General features: G+C 69.0%; 18 protein-coding genes. 6 read left to right on the top strand and 12 right to left on the bottom strand.

Annotated features, from left to right (window positions below; genetic code table 11):
* Positions 1–168 precede the first annotated feature (168 nt).
* From ACWDR4_RS07625 to ACWDR4_RS07600, 6 genes are all read right to left on the bottom strand, one after another.
* Positions 169–2,403: an MMPL family transporter gene (locus tag ACWDR4_RS07625; protein WP_450405117.1), complete on the bottom strand. Its 2,235-nt coding sequence runs from the start codon at positions 2,401–2,403 to the stop codon at positions 169–171.
* Between the two features lie 75 nt (positions 2,404–2,478).
* Positions 2,479–2,697, bottom strand: coding sequence for a hypothetical protein (locus ACWDR4_RS07620; RefSeq protein ID WP_369030124.1), 219 nt, complete (start codon positions 2,695–2,697; stop codon positions 2,479–2,481).
* A 257-nt stretch (positions 2,698–2,954) separates the two neighbouring features.
* Positions 2,955–4,295, bottom strand: coding sequence for a DUF3500 domain-containing protein (locus ACWDR4_RS07615; RefSeq protein ID WP_450405113.1), 1,341 nt, complete (start codon positions 4,293–4,295; stop codon positions 2,955–2,957).
* Between the two features lie 202 nt (positions 4,296–4,497).
* A complete protein-coding gene (locus ACWDR4_RS07610) occupies positions 4,498–5,907 on the bottom strand; it encodes a sensor histidine kinase (RefSeq protein WP_450405186.1) in 1,410 nt (469 codons plus the stop codon).
* A gap of 80 nt (positions 5,908–5,987) precedes the next feature.
* Positions 5,988–6,728, bottom strand: a complete 741-nt coding sequence (locus ACWDR4_RS07605) for a response regulator transcription factor (RefSeq protein ID WP_450405110.1) — start codon at positions 6,726–6,728, stop codon at positions 5,988–5,990.
* Between the two features lie 86 nt (positions 6,729–6,814).
* Positions 6,815–7,228 carry an SsgA family sporulation/cell division regulator gene (locus ACWDR4_RS07600; RefSeq protein WP_450405107.1) on the bottom strand — a complete coding sequence of 138 codons (414 nt, stop codon included), beginning with the start codon at positions 7,226–7,228 and terminating at the stop codon, positions 6,815–6,817.
* Between the two features lie 158 nt (positions 7,229–7,386).
* Here ACWDR4_RS07600 and ACWDR4_RS07595 point away from each other — a divergent pair, with 158 nt between their 5' ends.
* The 3 genes from ACWDR4_RS07595 (at position 7,387) to ACWDR4_RS07585 (ending at position 11,428) form a co-directional block, all read left to right on the top strand.
* Positions 7,387–9,069 carry a sigma-70 family RNA polymerase sigma factor gene (locus ACWDR4_RS07595; protein WP_450405104.1) on the top strand — a complete coding sequence of 561 codons (1,683 nt, stop codon included), beginning with the start codon at positions 7,387–7,389 and terminating at the stop codon, positions 9,067–9,069.
* A 205-nt stretch (positions 9,070–9,274) separates the two neighbouring features.
* The gene (locus tag ACWDR4_RS07590) at positions 9,275–11,035 is read left to right on the top strand and encodes a lysyl oxidase family protein (RefSeq protein ID WP_450405103.1); all 1,761 of its coding nucleotides are present in this window, start codon (positions 9,275–9,277) and stop codon (positions 11,033–11,035) included.
* Positions 11,036–11,212: 177 nt separating this feature from the next.
* Positions 11,213–11,428, top strand: a complete 216-nt coding sequence (locus tag ACWDR4_RS07585) for a hypothetical protein (RefSeq protein ID WP_450405100.1) — start codon at positions 11,213–11,215, stop codon at positions 11,426–11,428.
* 109 nt (positions 11,429–11,537) lie between these two features.
* Here the strand turns inward: ACWDR4_RS07585 and ACWDR4_RS07580 are convergent, their stop codons facing one another.
* Complete coding sequence (locus ACWDR4_RS07580; protein WP_450405097.1) at positions 11,538–12,419, bottom strand: calcium-binding protein; 882 nt, start codon at positions 12,417–12,419, stop codon at positions 11,538–11,540.
* A 290-nt stretch (positions 12,420–12,709) separates the two neighbouring features.
* Between ACWDR4_RS07580 and ACWDR4_RS07575 the strand changes: the two genes are divergently transcribed.
* Entirely contained in the window at positions 12,710–14,305 is a 1,596-nt protein-coding gene (locus tag ACWDR4_RS07575) for a carbohydrate-binding protein (protein WP_450405096.1), read from the top strand.
* 125 nt (positions 14,306–14,430) lie between these two features.
* On the opposite strand, the gene ACWDR4_RS07570 is transcribed toward ACWDR4_RS07575, so the two are convergent.
* On the bottom strand, positions 14,431–14,796 hold the full coding sequence (locus ACWDR4_RS07570) for a hypothetical protein (RefSeq protein WP_450405094.1): 366 nt from the start codon (positions 14,794–14,796) through the stop codon (positions 14,431–14,433).
* Positions 14,797–15,546: 750 nt separating this feature from the next.
* Positions 15,547–15,915 carry a hypothetical protein gene (locus tag ACWDR4_RS07565; RefSeq protein WP_450405092.1) on the bottom strand — a complete coding sequence of 123 codons (369 nt, stop codon included), beginning with the start codon at positions 15,913–15,915 and terminating at the stop codon, positions 15,547–15,549.
* 398 nt (positions 15,916–16,313) lie between these two features.
* Here ACWDR4_RS07565 and ACWDR4_RS07560 point away from each other — a divergent pair, with 398 nt between their 5' ends.
* On the top strand, positions 16,314–16,997 hold the full coding sequence (locus ACWDR4_RS07560) for a DUF5919 domain-containing protein (RefSeq protein ID WP_450405089.1): 684 nt from the start codon (positions 16,314–16,316) through the stop codon (positions 16,995–16,997).
* The gene (locus tag ACWDR4_RS07555; protein ID WP_450405086.1) at positions 16,990–17,457 is read left to right on the top strand and encodes an NUDIX hydrolase; all 468 of its coding nucleotides are present in this window, start codon (positions 16,990–16,992) and stop codon (positions 17,455–17,457) included. The genes ACWDR4_RS07560 and ACWDR4_RS07555 overlap by 8 nt, the downstream gene beginning before the upstream one ends.
* A 220-nt stretch (positions 17,458–17,677) precedes the next feature.
* Here ACWDR4_RS07555 and ACWDR4_RS07550 read toward each other — a convergent pair whose 3' ends face one another.
* The 3 genes from ACWDR4_RS07550 to ACWDR4_RS07540 all read right to left on the bottom strand — a co-directional run bounded on the left by ACWDR4_RS07550 (position 17,678) and on the right by ACWDR4_RS07540 (position 20,540).
* Positions 17,678–18,016 (bottom strand): MerR family transcriptional regulator, encoded by a 339-nt coding sequence (locus ACWDR4_RS07550; protein WP_450405083.1) that lies wholly within the window; start codon positions 18,014–18,016, stop codon positions 17,678–17,680.
* A gap of 655 nt (positions 18,017–18,671) precedes the next feature.
* Positions 18,672–18,962: an SCO5918 family protein gene (locus tag ACWDR4_RS07545; RefSeq protein WP_450405080.1), complete on the bottom strand. Its 291-nt coding sequence runs from the start codon at positions 18,960–18,962 to the stop codon at positions 18,672–18,674.
* 60 nt (positions 18,963–19,022) lie between these two features.
* Positions 19,023–20,540, bottom strand: coding sequence for a DEAD/DEAH box helicase (locus ACWDR4_RS07540; protein WP_450405078.1), 1,518 nt, complete (start codon positions 20,538–20,540; stop codon positions 19,023–19,025).
* Between the last annotated feature and the right edge of the window lie 113 nt (positions 20,541–20,653).

Below are 20,653 nucleotides of genomic sequence, written 5' to 3'. Positions count from 1 at the left end.
TTGTGCCTCTGGAGGTTCTGGAGGTCGTTTCTGGTCGGGGTGTCCGCGGGGCGGCGGCGGACGGGGGGAGTTGTCCTCCGCCGCCCCGGGACGTGCGCGCCGTTCCCCGTCCCCACGGGTCGGGCGCTGGGGCCGCCGCCGGCTACTGCGGCGGCCCCGGTACGGGGGTCAGTTCCGGTCGGGTACGAGCACCGGGGTCGGACCGGGCGGCGGCACCGGCGTGGGTGCCGTGGCCGTCGCCGGGGTGGCGTGGTGGGTGAGCGCCTCGCCCTCCACGTCGACCTTGGGGAGGATCCGGTCGAGCCAACGGGGCATCCACCAGGCGGCCTTGCCGAGCAGGGCCAGTACGGCGGGGACCAGGGCCATGCGGACGATGAAGGCGTCGAAGAGGACCGCGATGGCGAGCCCGAAGCCGATCATCTTGATCATCGACTCGCCGGCTCCGATGAACCCGGAGAAGACGGCCATCATGATCAGCGCGGCGGCGACGACGACCCGGGCGCTGTACCGGAACCCGGTCTCGATCGCCTGCTTGGGCTCGTCCCCGTGGACGTACGCCTCCCGCATCCGGGCGACCAGGAACACCTCGTAGTCCATGGCCAGTCCGAAGACGATGCCCACCAGGAAGATCGGCATCATGCTCATGATCGGGCCGGTCGTCTCGACGCCGAGGAGCGAGGCGCCCCAGCCCCACTGGAAGACCGCGATGACGGAACCGAGCGCGGCCATCACCGAGAGGAGGAAGCCGAGGGCCGCCTTCAGCGGGACCAGGATCGAGCGGAAGACCAGGAGCAGGAGCAGGATCGCCAGACCCACGACCACGATCAGGTACGGGATCAGGGCGGACTGGGTCTTCTCGGCGACGTCGATGTTGAGGGCGGTGGTGCCGGTGACCTCGAACTCGGCGCCGGTGGCCCCTTCCGTGGCCGGGCGTTCGGACCTGATCGTCTTGACGAGGTCCTGGGTCTTCTTGTCGGTGGGCGAGGTGGCAGGCACTGCGGTGAAGATCGCCGTGTCACCGGTGCTGTTGAAGCGGGCGGGGGAGACGGAGACCACGCCGTCCGTGGCGGCGATCTTCTTCTCGATCGTGGCGACGGCGGCCTTCGGGTCGCTCGCCCCCTTGGCGTCCACGACCATCATCAGCGGACCGTTGAAGCCGGGGCCGAAACCGTCGGCTAGGGCGTCGTAGGCACGGCGTTCGGTGGTGGAGGTGGGCTTGGCCTCGTCGCCGGGCATGCCCAGCTGGAGGTCCATCACGGGTATCGCGAGGGTGCCGAGACCGGCGACGGCGGCGATGAGTACGGGGACCGGGCGGCGCAGGACGAAACGGGCCCAGCGGCTGCCGCCGTTGTTGCGGGTGTCCTCCTTGGCGTGGCCGCGCTTGCGGGTCCGGCGGGACAGGACGGCGTTCGGCCAGAAGCCGAGGACGGCCGGGACGAGGGTGAGGGCGATCAGCACACCGACGACGACCGCGCCGGCTGCCGCGAGGCCCATCTTCGTCAGCATCGGGATGCCGACGACGGACAGTCCGGCGAGGGCGATGACGACGGTCAGGCCGGCGAAGACGACCGCCGAACCGGCGGTGCCGGTGGCGAGGGCGGCGGCTTCCTGAGGTGCGTGGCCCTTGCTCCGCTCCTCCCGGTAGCGGGAGACGATGAACAGGGCGTAGTCGATACCGCAGGCCAGGCCCAGCATGGTGGCGAGGGTGCCGGTCGTCTCCGACAGACCGAAGGTGCTGGCCACGGCCATGATCCCGGCCATGCTGATGCCGACGCCGAGGATGGCGGTGAGGAGGGGGAGTCCGGCGGCGGCCATCGAGCCGAAGGTGACGAGCAGGACGAGGGCCGCGATGGCGATACCGATCGCCTCGGCCGCGCCGCCCGCCGACGGCTGGGTCGCGAGCGCGTCCCCGCCGACCTCGACGGTCATCCCGGAGGCCCGGGCCGTGTCGATGGCGTGTTCGAGGGAGGTCTTGCTCGCGTCGGTGAGGTCGTCGGCCTTCGCCTTGAAGGTGACGGTGGCGTACGCGGTGGTCGCGTCCTTGCTGACGGCTTCTGCCTGGAACGGGCTTACGGCGGAGGCGACTTGGGCACCCTTGCCCGCGTCCGTCACGAGCTTCTGGATCACCGCGCGGTTCTCGGTGGCGGTGACCTTCTCACCGTTCGGCGCGATGAACACGATCCGGGCGTTCGCGCCGTCGGCGGCGGCCCCCGGGAAGCGCTGTTCCATGAGGTCGAACGCCTTCTGGGACTCGATCCCAGGCATGGTGTTCTGATCGTCGGGGGCGGCGGGCGCCGACGCGGCGCCGAAGCCGACGGCGGCCAGTACGGCCACCCATAGGAGGAGGAAGGACCACCGTCGGCGGAAGGCCAGCCGGCCGAGCTTGTAGAGGAAGGTAGCCACGGGCAGGGGTCTCCAAGATCTGCGGAACGGGCAGAGGGGATGCCTCTTCGGGGAAGCGTCTGGGCTCGGAAGGGGTCAGATCCGCTGACGGTGCGACCCACGCCCCTGCTGTCCCTGCTGCTGCCCGCGGCTCTTGAAGAGGCTGACGCCCGCTCCGAGCGAGACGACCCCCATGCCGACACCGGTCATGACGCCCTGCGAACCGTCGACGACGAACGGCGCGACGGCCGCGACGACGAGGTTGAACAGGAACAGGAACCAGAGGACCGGCTTGGAGGCGAGCAGGGACTTCATGGGGTTTCCTTCCAGGTGGGGCCCAGAAAGGGCCTGATGGGGAGCCGTTTGCTTCCGAGATCAACGATCCCGGGAACGGCTCCCCACCACGAGGGAGTGCTCTCCCGAACCTGGGGTGTAGCCCGCTACACCTTTTGCTCCGGTCCCTGCCCCCGGCCAGAAGGCGCCGGGACCCGCCGTTGAACGCACGGGAGCCGCACCCCTGACTCGTGGGTGCGGCTCCCGCTATGACAGAGAAACCTTGTGACAGAGAAACCTCAGTGGTGGTGAGGTGACGTCAGGTAGTGCTGCCTGAGGAGCTCCTTTCCGTAGTCGTTGCCGTTCGGGGTGCGGATGATCGAGTGGACGTGCTTCTGTGTCGCCCCGCTCCCCTGCGTGGCCCCGTACGCGCCCGCCAGTGGGCCCGGGCCCTGGCAGTCGACCTCGACCCAGATGACGGGGCTGTGGACGCGGACGTAGAAGGCGGCGTCGTCGGCGGTGCCGCCCGCCCAGGTGACGTAGGTGTCGGAGAGGTGCCTGCTCACCTCGGACATCGTCACCTTCGCCGCGTCGGCCTTCGCACGGCCGACGAAGGCCTCGACTATGCCGAGCAGCTTCTTCCGCTGGGCGGTGGTCAGGGTGTTGCCGCGCAGGCCTGCGTACTCCTGGACCGTGTTGTCGGCGAACGCGCCCGCCTTCATCGACTCGTTCGACTTCGTCGTCGACTCGATCGCGGTCGACTGCTGTGCCGGAGTAAGGGAGTTGATGAAGGCCAGGCTTGCCGTGACCTCCTCCTGACAGACCGACACCGTCTCGCCGTCGATCTCCATGGACGTCGGTTCCGAGCCCCAGAAGCAGGGGCTCATGACGACCTGGTCGCCGAGGACGAAGTAGTTGACGACCAGGTGGTGGCCGTCGAACTGGAAGCCCCAGGGCTCGGTCGCCGACGGGGTGCCCATCACCGTCCAGTAGTAGGCGTCCTCGTTGAAGGCCGTCGTGTTGTTGATCGCCTCGCCCGCCGCCTGGTTGATCCTGCGGATCCTCTCCGTGGTCTCCAGGCCGTCCGCGCTCAGGGCCGCCTTCAACAGGGCGGTGCCTAGGGCTTTTTGAGTATCCGTCAGGTCAGCCAGCGAGACGCCCTGGCGTTCGTACGAGTCGATGTTGCTCCACAGTCGCCACTCCGTGGAGTGGACCGTGAACTGCGTCGACGTCTTCTGGGTGTCCGTGAGCCCGGCCAGGAAGGCGTTCGCGGCGGTGATGACCGGGGCGGTGGCGACCTTGGTCGAGTGGATCGTGAACAGGTCGTCCACTCGTTTGCCGTCTGTGGTCAGGCCGAAGAAGTCCTCGGTGATCGTCATGTTGCCGGGGCCGCCGCCGGTACCGTCGCCCGGGCCCCCGCTCGGCGCCCCACTGGGAGACGCCGAGGCGTCCGCCGTCGCCGTGCCCGTCGTCTCGTCCGCGAGGGCGGTCCAGGCGCCGGCGCCGCCCATCGTCACCACGGCCGTGGCACCGCTGGCGAAGAACACCCTGCGCATGAAGTTGCGCCGGTCCGCGAGTGCGTGACGTGCGGGTTCCGGTGCTGCCGACTCCCCTGGCTGCCCGGTCTCGTGCTCGGTCATCGCACTGGTTCCCTTCGTCGTGGCCGCGTCCCCGATGACCGGCCGGCCGCACGTCGACAACCCTGGTCCAGCCAACTGAGGCAGGGCTGAAACGGACCCCGCCCGGGAGCCGGAAAGGGCGCGTTGGACGTCGTACACACCGGCTCTGAACTGGCTCTCTGTGGACACCCTTAGCGTTTGCGCAAGCTGAGGGGAGGAGGCCTCAGGCGTTGCCCTCGGCCGGCAGCGTCACCGTGAACTCCGTACGGCCCGGTTCGCTGTGTACGTCGATCCGGCCGCCGTGCGCCCGCGTGATCGCCGTCGCGATGGCCAGCCCGAGGCCCGAGCCGCCGTCACGGTCGTGGCCGCCGCGGGAGCGGGACGCGTCGGCTCGGGTGAAGCGTTCGAAGACCGTCGGGAGGAGGGCGGGCGGGATGCCGGGGCCGTCGTCGCGCACCCGGATCACCCGCTCGGTGCCGGTGGCCTCCACGACGACCGTGACCTTCGTGCCGGCGGGCGTGTGCACCCGTGCGTTGGCCAGCAGGTTGGCCACCACCTGGTGGAGCCGCCCCGCGTCGCCCACGACCGTCGCGGGTGTCGCCGGGCCGTCGAGCCGCAGCGCCAGCTGCCAGTCGTGGTCGGCGCCCGCCGCCCGCGCGTCCCACACCGCCTCGGCGACCAGCGTCGCGAGGTTCACGGGCGCCGACCGCAACGGCCGCCCCTCGTCGAGCCGGGCGAGCAGCAGCAGATCCTCCACCAGCCCGGTCATCCGCGCCGACTGCGCCGACACCCGCCGCCACGCCAGGTCCGGCTCAAGACCCTGCACCTCCTCGTCACCGCTCATCAGCTCGGCGTACCCGGCGATCGACGCGAGCGGCGTACGGAGTTCATGGCTGGCGTCGGCCAGGAAGCGCCGCATCCGCACCTCGCCGCGCTGCCGTTCCGCGAGCGAGGACTCGACGTGGTCGATCATGCGGTTGAGGGCGGCGCCGACCTGCCCGGGCTCGGTCCCTGGGTCGGTGTCGTACGCCGGCACCCGGGTCAGCGCGGCCACCTCGCCCCGGTCCAGCGGCACCCGCGAGACCTCGACCGCGGTGGCGGCGACCCGGTCCAGGGGCCGCAGCCGGCGCCGTATGACCACCGCCGAGACACACCCCGCCACCCCGAGACTGACGACGGCGATGGCCCCCTCGACCACCACCAGCCGGTTGATCATGTCCTGTACGTCGCCCATCGGCAGCCCGGCGAGTACGGGCACCCCGTCGCCGCCGATGGCCGTGACGCGGTAGGTGCCGAGGCCCGGGATCGTACGGGTGTGCAGGGAGCCGTCCGGCGAGATGCCGTCGAGGGCGGCTCGCTGGGCGGCGGTGAGGGTGCGCTGGAGACCGTCGGCGGTGACGACCTCGGCTGCGATGACTTCCGGGTCGGTCTCCCCGCCAGCTGTGTCCCCGGCGGCGAAACGGGCGGCGAGCGTACCGGCGGGCTGGCCGCGCTCGTTGAGGAAGCCCAGGTCGGTCGCGCCGCCCGTCCGGCGCTGTAGTCCGCCCTGGCTGCGATTGGCCGCGTCGGTGACGCGCTGGTCCAAGTCGCCCAGCAGATAGGCGCGTTGGACGAGGACCGTGGCGAGCGCCATGACCGTGCAGACGACCACGAGGGTGCCCGAGATGAACAGCACAAGGCCGGTTCGCAGCGACCGCCGTGCTCGGAGACGTATCAACTGCCGTTCTCCGGAGCCCTGATGGTGTACCCGGCCCCGCGCACGGTGTGGATCATCGGCGCCCGGCCTTTGTCGAGCTTCGCGCGCAGACTGTAGATGTAGACCTCGACGAGATTGCCCTCGCCGTCGAAGGAACTGTTCCAGACGTGGTCGAGGAGCTGTGCCTTGCTGAGCACCTGACGCGGGTGCTCCATCAGGAAGCGGAGCAGGTCGAACTCCTTGGCGGTGAGGGGTATGTCGACCCCGCCGCGCTGCACCTCACGCGTCTTCTCGCTCAGTACGAGATCGCCGAGCACCCGTACGGACTCGTCCTCGGCCGCCTCCTCCGCGCCGGACCGGCGCAGCAGTCCGCGCAGCCGCAGCATGACCTCTTCGAGGGAGAAGGGCTTGGTGACGTAGTCGTCCGCGCCCGCCGTCAGACCGTCGATGCGGTGTTCGAGGGCGTCCCGGGCGGTGAGCATGAGCACGGGCAGTCCGGCGTGCTCCTGCCGCAGTCTGCGCAGCACCTGGAGCCCGTCCACGTCGGGCAGCATCCCGTCCAGCACGACGGCATGCGGGGCGCAGCCGCGCGCGATCCGCAGCGCACTGTGCCCGTCCGCCGCGAGAAACGGCTGCCAGCCCGCTCCGGTCACGGCCACGGACAGCAACTCGGTCAGCTCCGGCTCGTCGTCGACGATCAGCACACGTACGGCGCCTTCGGGGGCCACGGCCTTGGGGGTGTCAGTCGTGCCAGACATGTGCCGAGCATTCCTGAGCGGGCTGTGGGCAGGCTGTGTGCGGGCTGAGCCGGGTCGAGGTGGGTCGAGGTGGGGGCGTGCGGGGTTCAGACCCCGCCGAGCAGCAGGGCGAGCCCGCGCTCGACCTCCGACGCCAGGTCCTCCATGCCCGGTGCGACAACGCCGTACGAGCGGTTGAGGAAGCGCTGGAGCTGTGCCGTACGGAACCGGACCACGGCCAGCCCGTACGGCGAGTGGAGTTCCACGACCGTGCGCGTCGGTCCGCACGGCCACAGATGGACCTCGCCTATCCCGGCCGGGTTCTCCAGCCCCTCCCCCAGGAGGGACCGGGAGAAGGTCCAGGTCACCGCTTCCCCGTCGACCGAGACATCGACGGGGAAGTCGATGTGGACGGCGAGCGGGTCGGCGGAGTCGTAGCGCAGGGTGACGGTGAGCGGAAGCTCCTGGTAGCCAGGAGTGATCAGACGGGCGCGGGCGGAGTGCTCCAGGGTTCTGTACATGCCTCCTCGACTCCGGGGAGAGCCCCCGTATTACGCCGTTACGGGAGTCACTGCATGTGACGTGTGTCACTTCCTGTAATTACTTGAGATTTTTGTCATCTAGCCTTACAAACTCATCCCGACCACCCCATCCGCAGGTAACTGGAGCGTTCCTGCCCATGATTGACGACACGGCTACGGCCGCCGCCACTGACACCGCTGCCTACGCCCGTATCTACGAGGAACAGCAGCCGCGTCTCGTTGCGTATGCACGTTCGCTCACGAAGAGCAGCTGGGCCGCGGAGGACCTGGTCGCCGAGGCGCACTTCCGTGTGTGGCGACGCCTGTCCGCCGGGCACGAGATCGACAACGTGCCCGCGTACCTGATGACGACGGTCCGGCACCTGGCGGCCACCGTGGGCAGCAACTCGGCGCGCGAGACCCCGCAGGATCCGCAGGACGGGCAGGAGCGGTCGGAACGGGTCGTCGCCCAGAGCCGGCACGTGGACGACCCCGCCGAACAGGTCTCCTCGGTCGACCTGTTGGTACGGGTGCTGAGCCAACTCCCCGACCGCTGGGTCAAGGCGCTGTGGCTCGCGGAGGCGGAGGGCCAGCCCCTGGCGGCGATCGGCCCCCAGATCGGCACCGGCATCAAGGAGGGCGCCACCGCGGTACTCCTCCACCGCGCCCGCGAGGGCATGCGCCAGGCCTTCCTGCGCGAGCAGCCCGGCGTCCCCGACAGCACGGCCTGCGAGCCGTACTGGGTCCGCATGCCCGCGTACGTACGCGGCACCGCGACCCGCCGCCAGTCCGACCAGCTGCTCGCCCACGCGGATACCTGCGACGACTGCCGCCACCGGCTCGCTTTGCTGATGCGCACGAACGACCGGCTGCCCGCGCTCGTCGGCCCGGCCCTGCTGGTGCTCGTGGTGGGCGGTACGGGGAAGTACCTGCTGTCGTTCGCGGCGGGCTCTGTCGGTGCGTCGACCGCGCTGGGTGCCGTGGCCGGCCAGGGTGGTGGGGTGCTGCACGCGGTACGTCATGCCGTGGCCGGCGGTTCGAAGGTGCCCAAGGCGATCGCGGTGAGCGCGGGGGCGGCGGCAGCGGCCGTCGTGGTCACCCTCGCGCTGACCTCTCCGCAGGTCCAGCTGCAGGAACGGTCCCGCGTCCCACTGGCGGACAAGCCCTTGGCACCGGTGGCGGAGGTACCGGCGACGGTGCCCTTGCCGTTGAGGGCTGCTCCGGTGGATGTGCCCGCCCCGGAGAGGGCGGCTGAGGCGGTACGGGTACGGATACCGGTCGCTTCGGTGGTCACGACGGTGACTCGGGGCAGCGGTACGGGTGTTGATACGCCCAGTGCTCCCACGACTCCGAGTGAGCCCAGTGCTCCCAGTACTCCGAGTGAGCCCAGTGTGCCGGTCGAGCCTGTGCCGGATCCGCCTGTCGTGGAACCCGGGCCTGAGCCCGAGCCTTCGGTGCCGGAACCCCCGGTCGAGGAGCCGACGCCGCCGGTGAGCGAGGAGCCCGGGGCGCCTGAGGGGCCTGTGACTCCTGAGACTCCGGACGTTCCGGTGTACGTGCCTCCGGAGACGCCGGTGGTGGAGACGCCGGAGGCACCGGAAACCCCGGTGGTGGAGACGCCAGTGGAGGAGCCCCCGGTGGTGGAGACGCCCGTGGAGGAGCCCCCGGTCGTGGAGACACCGGAGCCGCCGGTCACCGAGACCCCCGAGGCTCCGGAGACCCCCGAGGCTCCGGAGAGCCCCGTGACGCCGGAGGTTCCGGTCCCGGACCCGGTCACTCCAACTCCCGTGGATCCCGCGCCTGTTGAGGAGACCCCGGTTCCTGACCCCGGGCCCTGCTGACCCGGCGGTCGGGGAGCCGAGCCGCGTTCGGCTGAAGTTCTCCTCGTCAGGCAACCTGGGCAGCGCTTCTTCTGTCTCACAGGTTGCTCACAGACATGGCCTGGGCGCGTGGGGTGCGTCCGTACGTACGTCGGCCGGTCGTGGGCTGTGTCCAGCCCGGTGCCACTTGACCATGGCACCGGCAGACCTGGCAGACGAGGAACCGATGACCACTCAGCAGGACAGCAGTACCAGCACCAGCGCAAGTACCAGTTCCAGTAAGCGGATGAAGCACTCGGCGCTCGCGGCGGGGGCCGCGCTGGCCGTCGTCGTGTCGGTGGCCGGAGCGGCGCCCGGGGCCGGGGCCGCTGCGAGCGCCGCGCCCACCAAACCGAAGCTCAGACTCGTGGCCGCGACGGACTCCGTGACGGCCCAGCGCTGGGAGGGGGAACCCGGCGTCTACCTCGACCTCGGCACATACGTCACGGTGGACGACGTACCGCTGGAGTTCAAGGTGACCCGGAAGTCGTACAAGGACCCGGTCGTCGCCGAGCAGATCACCCGCAAGGGCGGGAAGGTGCAGGCGAAGCGGCTGCCCCCCGGCATGGTGAAGGACTTCGCGGGCCTGCCCGGCTTCCTGGAGGTGTCGTTCAGGAACGCGGCCGGGGAGGAGGTCGCGAAGAACAAGGGCACGTTCTGCCCGAACAACGCCTCCGGACGCATCCGCCCGGACGCCCCGGCGACCTCGCACTTCCCGGAGAGCTGCTCCAGCAACCCGTTCACGCTGGGCAGCGTGTGGGGCGTGGAGAAGGGCTGGGCCGCCAACGCCACCTCGATCGACTACGACAAACCGCTGGATCTGCCGGTGGGGGAGTACACGGCGAAGGTGTCGATCGGGAAGGCGTACCGCGACCTGTTCGGCATGCCCAATGACCAGGCGGCCATCAAGGTGACGGTACTGCCGCCGAGCGAGGACGACGGCGGTGAGGGCGGAGGCGGCGGAGTGGGTCTGACCGCGCGGTCCTCGGCCCACCACGGAGGGGGCCATGGCGGTCATGGGTCCGCCGGGGCCCAGCACTCGGCGCCCTCCGCCCCGCTCGCGTCGTCGCACCACTACGGCCCGCGCGGCGCCGACGCGCCCACAATTCCCGCCTTCCCCAACGCACTTGTCGACCGGGGCAAGGCGCACCACCTGGGCGACGGTCCGGGCCACACCGACGGTTCGCGGGTCGCGCCCGCGCTGAAGGCCGCCGCCAAGCGGCCCACGGGCAGGGCGGGCGTACCGGCCAACGTGCCCAAGCCGGACCTGCGTTCACTGCCGGCGTGGGACATCGCCATCACGGACGGCGAGGACGGTGACGTAGCGGGCAAGGACTACCTGGCGTTCAGCGCGAACGTCTGGAACGCGGGCCCCGCGCCCCTGGTCGTGGACGGCTTCCGCCAGCGGGGCAAGGACCTGATGGACGCCTACCAGTACTTCTACGACGCGAACGGCAAGCAGGTCGGCTACACGCCCACCGGCACCATGGAGTGGGACCCCCGGGTCGGCCACGAGCACTGGCACTTCACGGACTTCGCGAGCTACCGCCTGCTGAGCGCCGACCAGACCAAGGAGGTGCGCAGCGGCAAGGAAGCGTTCTGCCTGGCCAACACCGACGCGATCGACTACACGGTGAAGAACGCCAACTGGCACCCCTTCAACACCGACCTGTCGACGGCGTGCGGCGAGAAGAACTCCCTCTCGGTACGTGAGGTCCTGGACGTCGGCTCCGGCGACACGTACACCCAGTACCGTCCGGGCCAGTCCTTCGACATCACCGGGCTCCCGAACGGCACGTACTACATCCAGGTCATCGCCAACCCGGAGAAGCGCCTCCAGGAGACCAACCTCAACAACAACGTCGCCCTGCGCAAGGTGATCCTCGGCGGCACCGAGGGCGCACGGACGGTGACGGTACCGCCGCACGACCTGATCGACGTCAAGTAACCGACGTCAGGCAGTCGATTCCGGCTGCGTGGCCGCCGTACCTCCGAGGGGGAGAACAGTCCTCTCGGAGGTGCAGCCAGCTACACCCCCGATCGGGTGGGTCGCTCCATGTTCCGGCCGCCCGGGCAACGGCATTGTTGAACCCAACGAACCGAAGCCCCGCGAAAGGAACCAGGGATGCCTACCGAGACCGACCTCACCCCGCTGCTCACGGCCTGGGACCAGGCACACCCGGCCGCACCCGCCGTCACCGTCGTGAACACGAACACGAACACGAACGTGAACATGGGCATGAACGCGGAGGCGGACGCCGACTGGCGACACCTCCTTGACGAGATCGCCCACCCTCACACCATTCAGGCCTTCCACCGCCTGGCCGCGGCAGCGGTTTGATCCCGTTTGATCCCGTACGCGGTGATCGACCGGCCCGAACACCGGAGAGGCCCCGGAGACGGAACTCCGGGGCCTCTGGCTGCTGTCCGCCGACAGCTGCCGTCAACCGTCAGTCCTGACGTACGACGTTCTGGCCGGTGCCGCCCGAGAGGATGTCCTTGCCGGGGCCGCCGTACAGCTTGTCGTTGCCGTTGTTCCCCCACATGTAGTCGACCCCGCTGTTGCCCCACAGGACGTCATTGCCCGCGCCGCCGTACATGTGGTCGCCGCCGGTCCCGCCGTAGATCGTGTCGTTGCCGTCGTTGCCGCTCAGGTCCTGGTTCCCGGCGCCACCGCGGATCACGTCGTTGCCCGCGCCGCCCTGGGCGATGTCACCGGCGGTGGTGATGGTGTCGTTGCCGGCACCGCCGGCCACGAGCAACGAGTTACTCACGACGATGGTGTCGTCGCCTGCCCCACCGTCCGCGAAGTTGTTGGCGAGTTCGCCCCGGCCGGTCAGCTTGTCCTTGCCTGCGCCGAGGACGAACGCGGTGGTGTGGTAGTCCTCGGTGCTCTTGTTGGTGAAGTCGACCACGTCATTGCCGTCGCCGAGGTTCACCCGCATGATCTGGTACGGGCTCTGGCTTTCCTCGGTGATGACCGTGCACAGGACCTTCGTGTGGTCGGCGGCGCTGGGGTAGACGCATCCGCGCCCGACGCTGATCGGGACGACGTCGTCGATCGCGAAGGTGACGTTCGTGTGGTCCGTGGCGTCGGGGTAGGCCTCGACGACGGTCAGCTTGTTGGTCTGGCCGGCGGCGGCCGTGTAGGTCAACTCGCGGCCGCTGAAGTCGGTTTCGGCCTTCGCGGACGGCGCCGCGGCACCGGCCGTACCGGCCAGCGCGAGCGGGACGGCCACGAGTCCGGCGCCGAGGGCGAGGGTCAGGGCCAGTGCCGATGCGGATGCCGACGCGACGCGGGTGGTCCGACGGCCGGTGGGGGATGAGGACATGAGTAACCTCCGGGGTCACATGGGCACTTGGGGCTTTTCAGAGTTCGGTGACGCCATGTGAGACGGCCGGGGGTCGGCTTGGGTTGTGGTGGCTTGCCCAAGCGGACGGCCAAGCGTTCGGGCAGGCGGGACGGACCGCCCCTCTCCTGGCGTCTACCCATATGAACAACGATCAAGTACGTGACTATTGACGCGCCCAGGACTACCGCTCTAACTTCCGAGAGAAAGCGCTTTCCAATCCGGCCCGGAAGCTGATCCAACCGATCCGACCGTCCTGGAGATGGAGAACCATGAGTCACCTGAGCCACTTGAGGAATCTGGGGTATCTGAGACCCGTCACGGTGTGCGTCAGCCTGCTGGCAGGCACCCTCGTCGCCCTGTCCGGCACCCCGGCACAGGCCGCGACCACCCGCTACGAGGCCGAGACTTCCCCGTCGGTCTGCACCGGCACGATCGACTCCGACTGGACCGGCTACTCCGGCAGCGGATTCTGCAACGGCACCAACGCCGCAGGCGCGTATGCCCAGTTCACCGTTTCCGCACCCGCATCGGGCACGGCGACACTGGGCGTCCGCTTCGCCAACGGCACGACCACGGCCCGTGCGGTGAGCGTCATCGTGAACGGCGCGACGGTCACGACGGCGACGTTCGAGGGCACGAGCACCTGGACGGGTTGGACGACGAAGACCCTGACGGTGCCGGTGGTGGCGGGCAGCAACACGATCCGCCTCAACCCGACAGCCGCAGCAGGCCTCCCCAACATCGACTACCTCGACGCGAACGTCCCGGACGGCGACGGCACGACACCCCCCACGGCGTCGGCGTTGTACGTATCCCCGTCGGGCATGGACAGCGCGGCGGGCACGTCATCGGCCCCGACGACCCTCACCTCGGCGATCAGCCGTATCACGTCGGGCGGCACGATCTACGTCCGCGGAGGCACGTACAACTACGCCTCGACGGTCACGATCCCGACGGGCAACAACGGCACGACGTCGGCCCGCACGACGCTGTCCGCGTACCCCGGGGAGACCCCGGTCCTCAACTTCTCTTCTCAGACGGAGAGTTCATCGAACCGAGGCCTCCAACTCAACGCCAACTACTGGCACATCAAGGGCCTGGTCGTCGAACGGGCCGGTGACAACGGCATCTACGTCGGCGGCAGCAACAACGTCATCGAGCGCACGGTGACCCGCTTCAACCGCGACACGGGCCTCCAGCTCGGCCGTATCGCCTCCAGCACCCCGGCCGCCGACTGGCCGGCCAACAACCTGATCGTGAGCGCCGAGTCCCACGACAACGCCGACTCGGACGGCGAGGACGCGGACGGCTTCGCGGCGAAACTGACGACAGGCGCGGGCAACGTCTTCCGCTACGCCGTCTCCCACAACAACATCGACGACGGCTGGGACCTCTACACCAAGACCGACACGGGCCCCATCGGCCCGGTGACCGTCGAGGACTCCCTCGCCTACGAGAACGGCACCCTCACCGACGGCTCCCAGGCCGGCAACGGCGACCGCAACGGCTACAAGCTCGGCGGCGACGACATCGCCGTCAACCACACGGTCCGCCGGAGCATCGCCTACAACAACGGCAAACACGGCTTCACCTGGAACAGCAACCCGGGCACGATGACGGTGTCGGACAACGTGAGCATCGACAACACGGAACGCAACTTCAACTTCGACGGCGGCACGTCGGTCTTCCGCACGAACACCTCATGCCGCAGCGCGACCGGCACGAACGACCGGATCATCGGCGACTCCGACACGTCGAACCAGTTCTGGTCGGGCAGTAATGGGGCGCGGTGCTCGGCGTACGGGGGCGGGCTGAACTGGTCGTTCGCTTCGGATGGGCGGCTGGTGGTGGTGTTCGGGGGGTAGGGGGTGCCCGGATTCGGGCGCTGACTGCCAGCGCCCCGGCGTTACTAACATCGAGGTTACTAACATCGATGTTAGTAACGCCGGGGTTGGTCGGGTGGCTGCCTGTTGGCTGGTTGCCGCCTTCGTCAAGGTCGGTCGGTGACGTGGAACTCCATCCACACGATGCCCGGGACGCTGAAGCGCGCACCGATATTGGCGGCGGCGATGCCCTCGAACTCGTGGTGGGTGCTTGTTCCTTGACTGCCGAGGCTCCAGGGCGTCGCGATCTTCCACGCACACTCGAGGACGGTCATCAGCGCATGCTCCGGAGCGGGACACCGGAGCGGCGAGACCAGCCGCAACACGGCCAGCTCGGGGAACTTGCAGTACCGCTCGTAGTTCTCGATCTCGAGGGGACGATCCAACCGAGCCGCAAGACGTCCCACCACCCGCTCGGCGGCACGGCGATCGTTCGCGTGTACGTGACAGCGCCAACGAATCGTCTCGAACATGGCGGAAACCATACGGCCAGAAGCGGGCCCCTGTAATCCGAATCGGCCTGAATCCTGCCAACCGGCCCTCGTGGCGCGCCATGCCGTCCGCGGCGGCAGGAGCGTCCCGCCGAGGGAGCGACGGGGAGTGTGGTGCGAAGCACTCGCGCGGCTGTGATCACATCCCGTACGAAGGTCTGCGGCGTCCACTAGCATCTGCGGCACGCGGGTTCACGCATCCATGCACGGCTGCCCAAACACGGCCTTGACCTGCGACTATGCGCCGAACGGATCAGGGCACGGGACAGTGAGCGGACTGCAGGGCGAGCAGGAGAACACACCGAAGCACGAACTCGCTCAGTTACTGAGGAGTTGGTGGGAGGAAGCCGGAAGGATCCCACCGGGGTGATCCGTTCGAGCCCCACGAAGTCGTCCGGCCCTCGTGGACCGGGCCTCCTCCACCTGCTGCGACGATCAGTCTCGTCATGCGGCCGGGGTATGGGCGGGCGTTGTCGTCGATGCCCGGGCCTCACCACCGGATCGGCTCCAGCTTCCCTTCAGAGCAGGACGGACAGGCCACCATGTACGTGTGCGCGCAGGTCCAGCAGCCCTCGAACCCGCAGCAGACAGGGCACCAGATACGGCCTGTGCCTGTGCACGTTCCACAGAGGGTGCCCGCCGACCACAACGACCTCGGAGGTAGTTCTTCTGCCCGTCTGTTCCTCCTGGAACGCTCCGGAGCCGTAATCCGAGACCGCACTCGGCAGGTCGTCACCCGACAGCCTCAGTTGGCTCTGCGGAACTGTCGTTGTCCCCGTCGTCATCTTCAGTCAGGTCGGAATCGTCCCAGGAAGGAACGGACAGGCGCCCGCCCCGGCTCTCCGCGACGCGGTGCACGTCGGTGAGGGCCTCGGTCAACTGAACGGCCAGCAACTGGAGTTCACCCGGCGTCCAGCTGCGGCCATCAAGCGTGATCCGGGCTTCCTTGATCAGATCGCTGGCCAGGCCGAGTTGCATCGCCTCCATGTTGTCCGCAAGTCGTGAGACGTACCCGCCGGAGCCGCCTCCGGCCAGATAACAGGGCCTGCCTCCGGAGCCCACCCACGGCAGAAGCCGTACTACGTCGAGGTCTTCCGTCACGCCGACATCTCCCATCCGCGGGTCAGGCTCCGCCCGATGACCACTCTGCGTCCAGTCGGCCACGGCGTCCGCTGCCAGGCTCGCTGGTGTCGTGCTTCCTGGCAGTCGTGGACTGTGTCGATGGGTCGGCTCACTGCGTCAACCTCCTGCGGTTGATGGCCACCGTCCCGGGCCCTACGTACAGCACGTCGGTCCGCGTCGGCGATGGTGGAGTGGTCGACCACCACATTTCCGCCTCTGACGGTGCGTTCCTACTCCGTTCCGCGGCCGTTAGGTATGGAGCAGGGATACCGTGAAAAGCGTGCCTAACGTCCCCGGGGGCATCCGTGAATGAACCCTTACGCCGCGCCATGCTCCAAGCCCGAATGACTGACCGGCAGTTGGCGGAGAGCTGCGGCGTGGACATCAAGACCGTTGGCCGATGGATCACGGAGACCGGGCGGGTACCTCGCGCCCGCCACCGGTGGGCCGTCTGCGAAGCACTCGGGGAGGACGAGTCGGTGTTGTGGCCAGCAGCCGCGAAGAAGGCGATAAAGGTCGGTCCGGACCGCGAGGTCGTGTCCGTCTATCCCTACCGGTCCGGCTGCCCGGCCTCCGTGTGGCGGTCGTTGATCACCAAGGCCGAACGAGAGCTGACCTTCGCCGGCTACACCAACTACTTTCTCTGGCTTGAGCAGGCTCGATTCGGTACCGCGCTGAAGCGCAAGGCCGCTCAAGGATGCCAAGTGCGCTTTCTGCTCGGCGCCCCTGACAGTGACCTCACGCGCGCACGCGAACAGGACGAAGACGTTGCGCTCACCCTGTCCACCCGCATCCGCGTGACACTCGCTGAACTGGAGAAGATCAAGGAACAGCCGGGTATCAACGCGAGGTTCAGCGATGGACACGCGTACTTGTCCGTGTTCCGCTTCGACGACGACATGATCGTGACGCCCCTGCTGACTCACAGCGTGGGGCACGATGCTCCTACGCTGCATCTGCGTCGACACCAGAACGACGGCATGTTCGACCGCTTCGCCGCCCACGTCGACGAACTGTGGAACCGGGGCACTCCGGTATGGGAAGGAAACGGCCGTGGGTAGGCGTGACTACGAGGACGACCCGAACGCTCCGGCCGCACAACGCCTGGTCCCGGCCGCGTCCGTGGTCGTTGTCGACGACTCCGGCCGCATCCTGCTGCAACGTCGTAGAGACAACAACATGTGGGCGCTTCCCGGCGGTGTCATGCACATCGGCGAGTCACTGCCGGACTGTGCCGTTCGTGAGACCCGCGAAGAGACCGGTTTCGACGTCGAGATCGTCGGCATCGTCGGCACGTATACCAACCCCCGTCATGTCATCGAGTACGACGACGGCGAGGTCCGCCAGGAATTCTCCGTCTGCTTCCTGGCACGCCCTGTGGCCGGGCAACTTGCCGTGTCCGAGGAATCCACCGACGTCCGCTGGTTCCTGCCCGAAGAGGTCGACGCGCTTCCGATGGTCCCGAGCATCCGAAAGCGAGTGAACGACTGGCGGGACGGGAACATGCCGGCTGCTCGGTAGCCGAGGGGGCGGCGCAGGCATCGTATGGGCCGGGATTCTGCACGCCCACGCCCACGGCCGCGTCTCCAAGGCGGCGTGGCGGTCCTGTGCTCGGGCTGGCTCGGTATCCGCCCGGCCGCGTGCAGCGCTGACGCCGGGGCGGACCCGGCTGAGGGGTCCGCGCCCGCGTAGCACTTCTCTCGACGGCCGAGGCCCGCCGATCCTGACGGGCGTACTCGGTTCAGGCCGAGGGCGGCGGCGCGGATGATTCGGCGGCGCGGCGGTATTCGGCGTTGATGCGCTGGGCTTCCTCGAGCTGGTCCTCGAGGATGATGATGCGGCAGGCGGCCTCGATGGGGGTGCCCTGGTCGACGAGTTCCCGGGCGCGGACGGCGATGCGCAGTTGGTAGCGGGAGTAGCGGCGGTGGCCGCCCTCGGAGCGGAGCGGGGTGATCAGGCGGGCCTCTCCGAGGGCGCGAAGGAAGCCCTGGGTGGTGCCGATCATGTCTGCCGCCCGGCCCATGGTGTAGGCGGGGTAGTCATCGTCGTCGAGACGGCCGAACGAGTCGTCTGCTGTCATTGAACCTCTCTCATGGAACGCGGGGAGGGGCCCTGGTGCCGTACGGCACCAGGGCCCCGAAGGAACTACTACACCATCTGTCGGCGCTGTTACTACGCCGACCCTGTGTTTCCGCTGCCCCGGCCGAGTTGCCGCCGGGTGTGCGGGGATCGCGATTGCCTGACCGGAGACCACCTCACTGTCGATGTCCTGCGGTACCCGGGCTCAGCCTTTCGGCCCGGGCGATCCTGATGGCGGTTGCGTCCTCCGTTCGTCCCTCGGCGATCGATTTCCTTTCGGTACTGCTCGCGGCGGCCCCTGATCACTGCGGGCCACCCGGTCCGGTCGTCAGTCCCGTCGCCGTCCTGCGATCACCCTGGCTCCGGAACTCCACCACCGCACCGTCATGCGTACTGCGACTACGGGTACTGCGGCCGGCAGTTCGTCTCTGCCAGGCCTTGCGGTCTCTCTGGGCTACGAGAGAAACCATAACCACGCCACCACCCAATGTCTACTCCGGCCGTCATAGATTTTCCTGCTCGCCGAGGAGAGCATCAGCTCCCTGGGTACGCGGAAGGGCCCGACCGGTGTGTGCCGGTCGGGCCCTTCTCGTGGTTCGGGTGTCGGCTCGCGCCTGTCCTGCCCGGCCCGGTCCTGCCCTGTTCTGTCTTGTCTGTTAGACGGTCACTGGGATGCCGGGCGTCGTGGAAGCCTGCTGGAGCGGGCCGGGGACACCAAGGCCGCGGCAGGTGAAGCCGAGCTGGGTCATGGCCCGGACGACTTCGCCGCTGCTGAAGTCGCGGCGGTCCTGGCGCGTGATGACCTGGCCGACCTGCTTGACGGGGTAGGTACGGCGGCCGATGATCACGGACTCACCGGTGACCTGCTCGGGCTTGACGCCCTTCATCGACTCCAGGACACCGCTCCTGGTCAGGTCGAACGGGAAACGGGCGATGACACAGCGCATGGTGCCTCACAGATGGACGGGTCGGTTTCCTGATCGCTCGGTTTCCTGGGCGCGTGCTGCTCAGGCCGCCGAGTCGACGGCGGACTGCCGCCCGCCCCCGCGCCGGGCCTTCGACGCGGGCCGACGCCTGCCACGGGAGGCCGTGCCGCGCTTGGCGCGTTCCACCACCGGTGCGGTGATGACGACGGGGATGCCGGAGGGTGCCTGGGCGCCGGTGATGCGGGTCAGTGCCTCTTCGCCCGAGCGGACCTGGGTGGTCTGCGGGGTGATGCCCGCGGCCACCATCAGGCGGGTCATCTCGCGGCGCTGGTTCGGGGTGACGAGGGTGACGACGCTGCCGGACTCGCCGGCGCGGGCGGTGCGGCCACCCCGGTGGAGGTAGTCCTTGGGGTCGGTCGGCGGGTCGACGTTCACGACGAGGTCGAGGTTGTCGACGTGGATGCCGCGCGCCGCCACGTTCGTCGCGACCAGCACGGTCACGTGGCCGGTCTTGAACTGTGCGAGGGTCCGGGTGCGCTGCGGCTGCGACTTCCCGCCGTGCAGGGCGGCGGCCCGGACACCGCTGTTCAGCAGGTCCTGGGTCAGCCGGTCCACGGCGTGCTTGGTGTCGAGGAACATCATCACCCGGCCGTCGCGCGCCGCGATCTCCGTCGTCGTCCGGTGCTTGTCGGCGCCGTGGACGTGCAGCACGTGGTGTTCCATCGTGGTCACCGCACCGGCCGAGGGGTCCACCGAGTGCACGACCGGGTCGGTCAGGTAGCGACGGACCAGCAGGTCGACATTGCGGTCCAGGGTGGCGGAGAACAGCATCCGCTGCCCCTCGGGACGCACCTGGTTCAGGAGGGCGGTGACCTGCGGCATGAAGCCCATGTCGGCCATCTGGTCGGCCTCGTCGAGGACGGTGATCGCGACCTGGTCGAGGCGGCAGGCGCCCCGGTCGATGAGGTCCTTCAGCCGGCCCGGCGTGGCCACGACGACCTCCGCGCCTCCGAGCAGCGCTCCGGCCTGCCTGCCGATCGGCATGCCGCCGACGACCGTGGTCAGGCGCAGCTTCACGGCGCGGGCGTACGGGGTGAGGGCGTCGGTCACCTGCTGGGCCAGCTCGCGGGTGGGGACGAGGACGAGGGCGAGCGGCTGACGGGGCTCGGCGCGCAGTCCGGCGGTACGGGCCAGCAGCGCGAGGCCGAAGGCCAGGGTCTTGCCGGAGCCGGTACGGCCGCGGCCGAGCACGTCACGGCCTGCGAGGCTGTTGGGCAGGGTGGCGCCCTGGATGGGGAAGGGCACGGTCACGCCCTGCGTGCCGAGGGCGGTCAGCAGCTTGGCCGGCATGTCGAGGTCGGCGAAGGCCTCGACGGCGGGCAGCGCGGGAGTGATGGTCTCCGGCAGGGCGAACTCGCCCTGGATCGCGGCGGGTCGGCGGCCGTGGCCGCCGCCCGAGCGGCTCGGACCGCCGGACCGGCTCGGGGCCGACGAGCCGAACCGGCTGGCCCGCTTCGCGCCGTTGGCAGCGCCGAAAGCGGGGCCGCCGGTGCGGCCGCGGGTGCGGGCGGAACGGTCGTTCGTACGTGTGCGGTTCATTCAGAACCTTCCTTGATACGACGGCACGTATCGAGGAATTCCCGCAGCGGAAAAGCGGCGCAGGGAATCACAGGAACGGGCCGAATGGAATGCGAAAGCGGCTGTCGCTTACA

This window comes from Streptomyces sp. NPDC000878, from assembly GCF_053599695.1.
This window is presented reverse-complemented; position numbering and strand designations above follow the sequence as displayed.

Bases quoted from the DNA above. Each gene is read 5' to 3' on its own strand.
- ACWDR4_RS07575 (WP_450405096.1), top strand. From the start codon at position 12,710: ATGAGTCACCTGAGCCACTTGAGGAATCTGGGGTATCTGAGACCCGTC.
- ACWDR4_RS07595 (WP_450405104.1), top strand. From the start codon at position 7,387: ATGATTGACGACACGGCTACGGCCGCCGCCACTGACACCGCTGCCTAC.
- ACWDR4_RS07585 (WP_450405100.1), top strand. From the start codon at position 11,213: ATGCCTACCGAGACCGACCTCACCCCGCTGCTCACGGCCTGGGACCAG.
- ACWDR4_RS07545 (WP_450405080.1), bottom strand. From the start codon at position 18,962: ATGCGCTGTGTCATCGCCCGTTTCCCGTTCGACCTGACCAGGAGCGGT.
- ACWDR4_RS07615 (WP_450405113.1), bottom strand. From the start codon at position 4,295: ATGACCGAGCACGAGACCGGGCAGCCAGGGGAGTCGGCAGCACCGGAA.
- ACWDR4_RS07610 (WP_450405186.1), bottom strand. From the start codon at position 5,907: ATGGCGCTCGCCACGGTCCTCGTCCAACGCGCCTATCTGCTGGGCGAC.
- ACWDR4_RS07590 (WP_450405103.1), top strand. From the start codon at position 9,275: ATGACCACTCAGCAGGACAGCAGTACCAGCACCAGCGCAAGTACCAGT.
- ACWDR4_RS07570 (WP_450405094.1), bottom strand. From the start codon at position 14,796: ATGTTCGAGACGATTCGTTGGCGCTGTCACGTACACGCGAACGATCGC.
- ACWDR4_RS07550 (WP_450405083.1), bottom strand. From the start codon at position 18,016: ATGACAGCAGACGACTCGTTCGGCCGTCTCGACGACGATGACTACCCC.
- ACWDR4_RS07580 (WP_450405097.1), bottom strand. From the start codon at position 12,419: ATGTCCTCATCCCCCACCGGCCGTCGGACCACCCGCGTCGCGTCGGCA.
- ACWDR4_RS07540 (WP_450405078.1), bottom strand. From the start codon at position 20,540: ATGAACCGCACACGTACGAACGACCGTTCCGCCCGCACCCGCGGCCGC.
- ACWDR4_RS07605 (WP_450405110.1), bottom strand. From the start codon at position 6,728: ATGTCTGGCACGACTGACACCCCCAAGGCCGTGGCCCCCGAAGGCGCC.
- ACWDR4_RS07620 (WP_369030124.1), bottom strand. From the start codon at position 2,697: ATGAAGTCCCTGCTCGCCTCCAAGCCGGTCCTCTGGTTCCTGTTCCTG.
- ACWDR4_RS07600 (WP_450405107.1), bottom strand. From the start codon at position 7,228: ATGTACAGAACCCTGGAGCACTCCGCCCGCGCCCGTCTGATCACTCCT.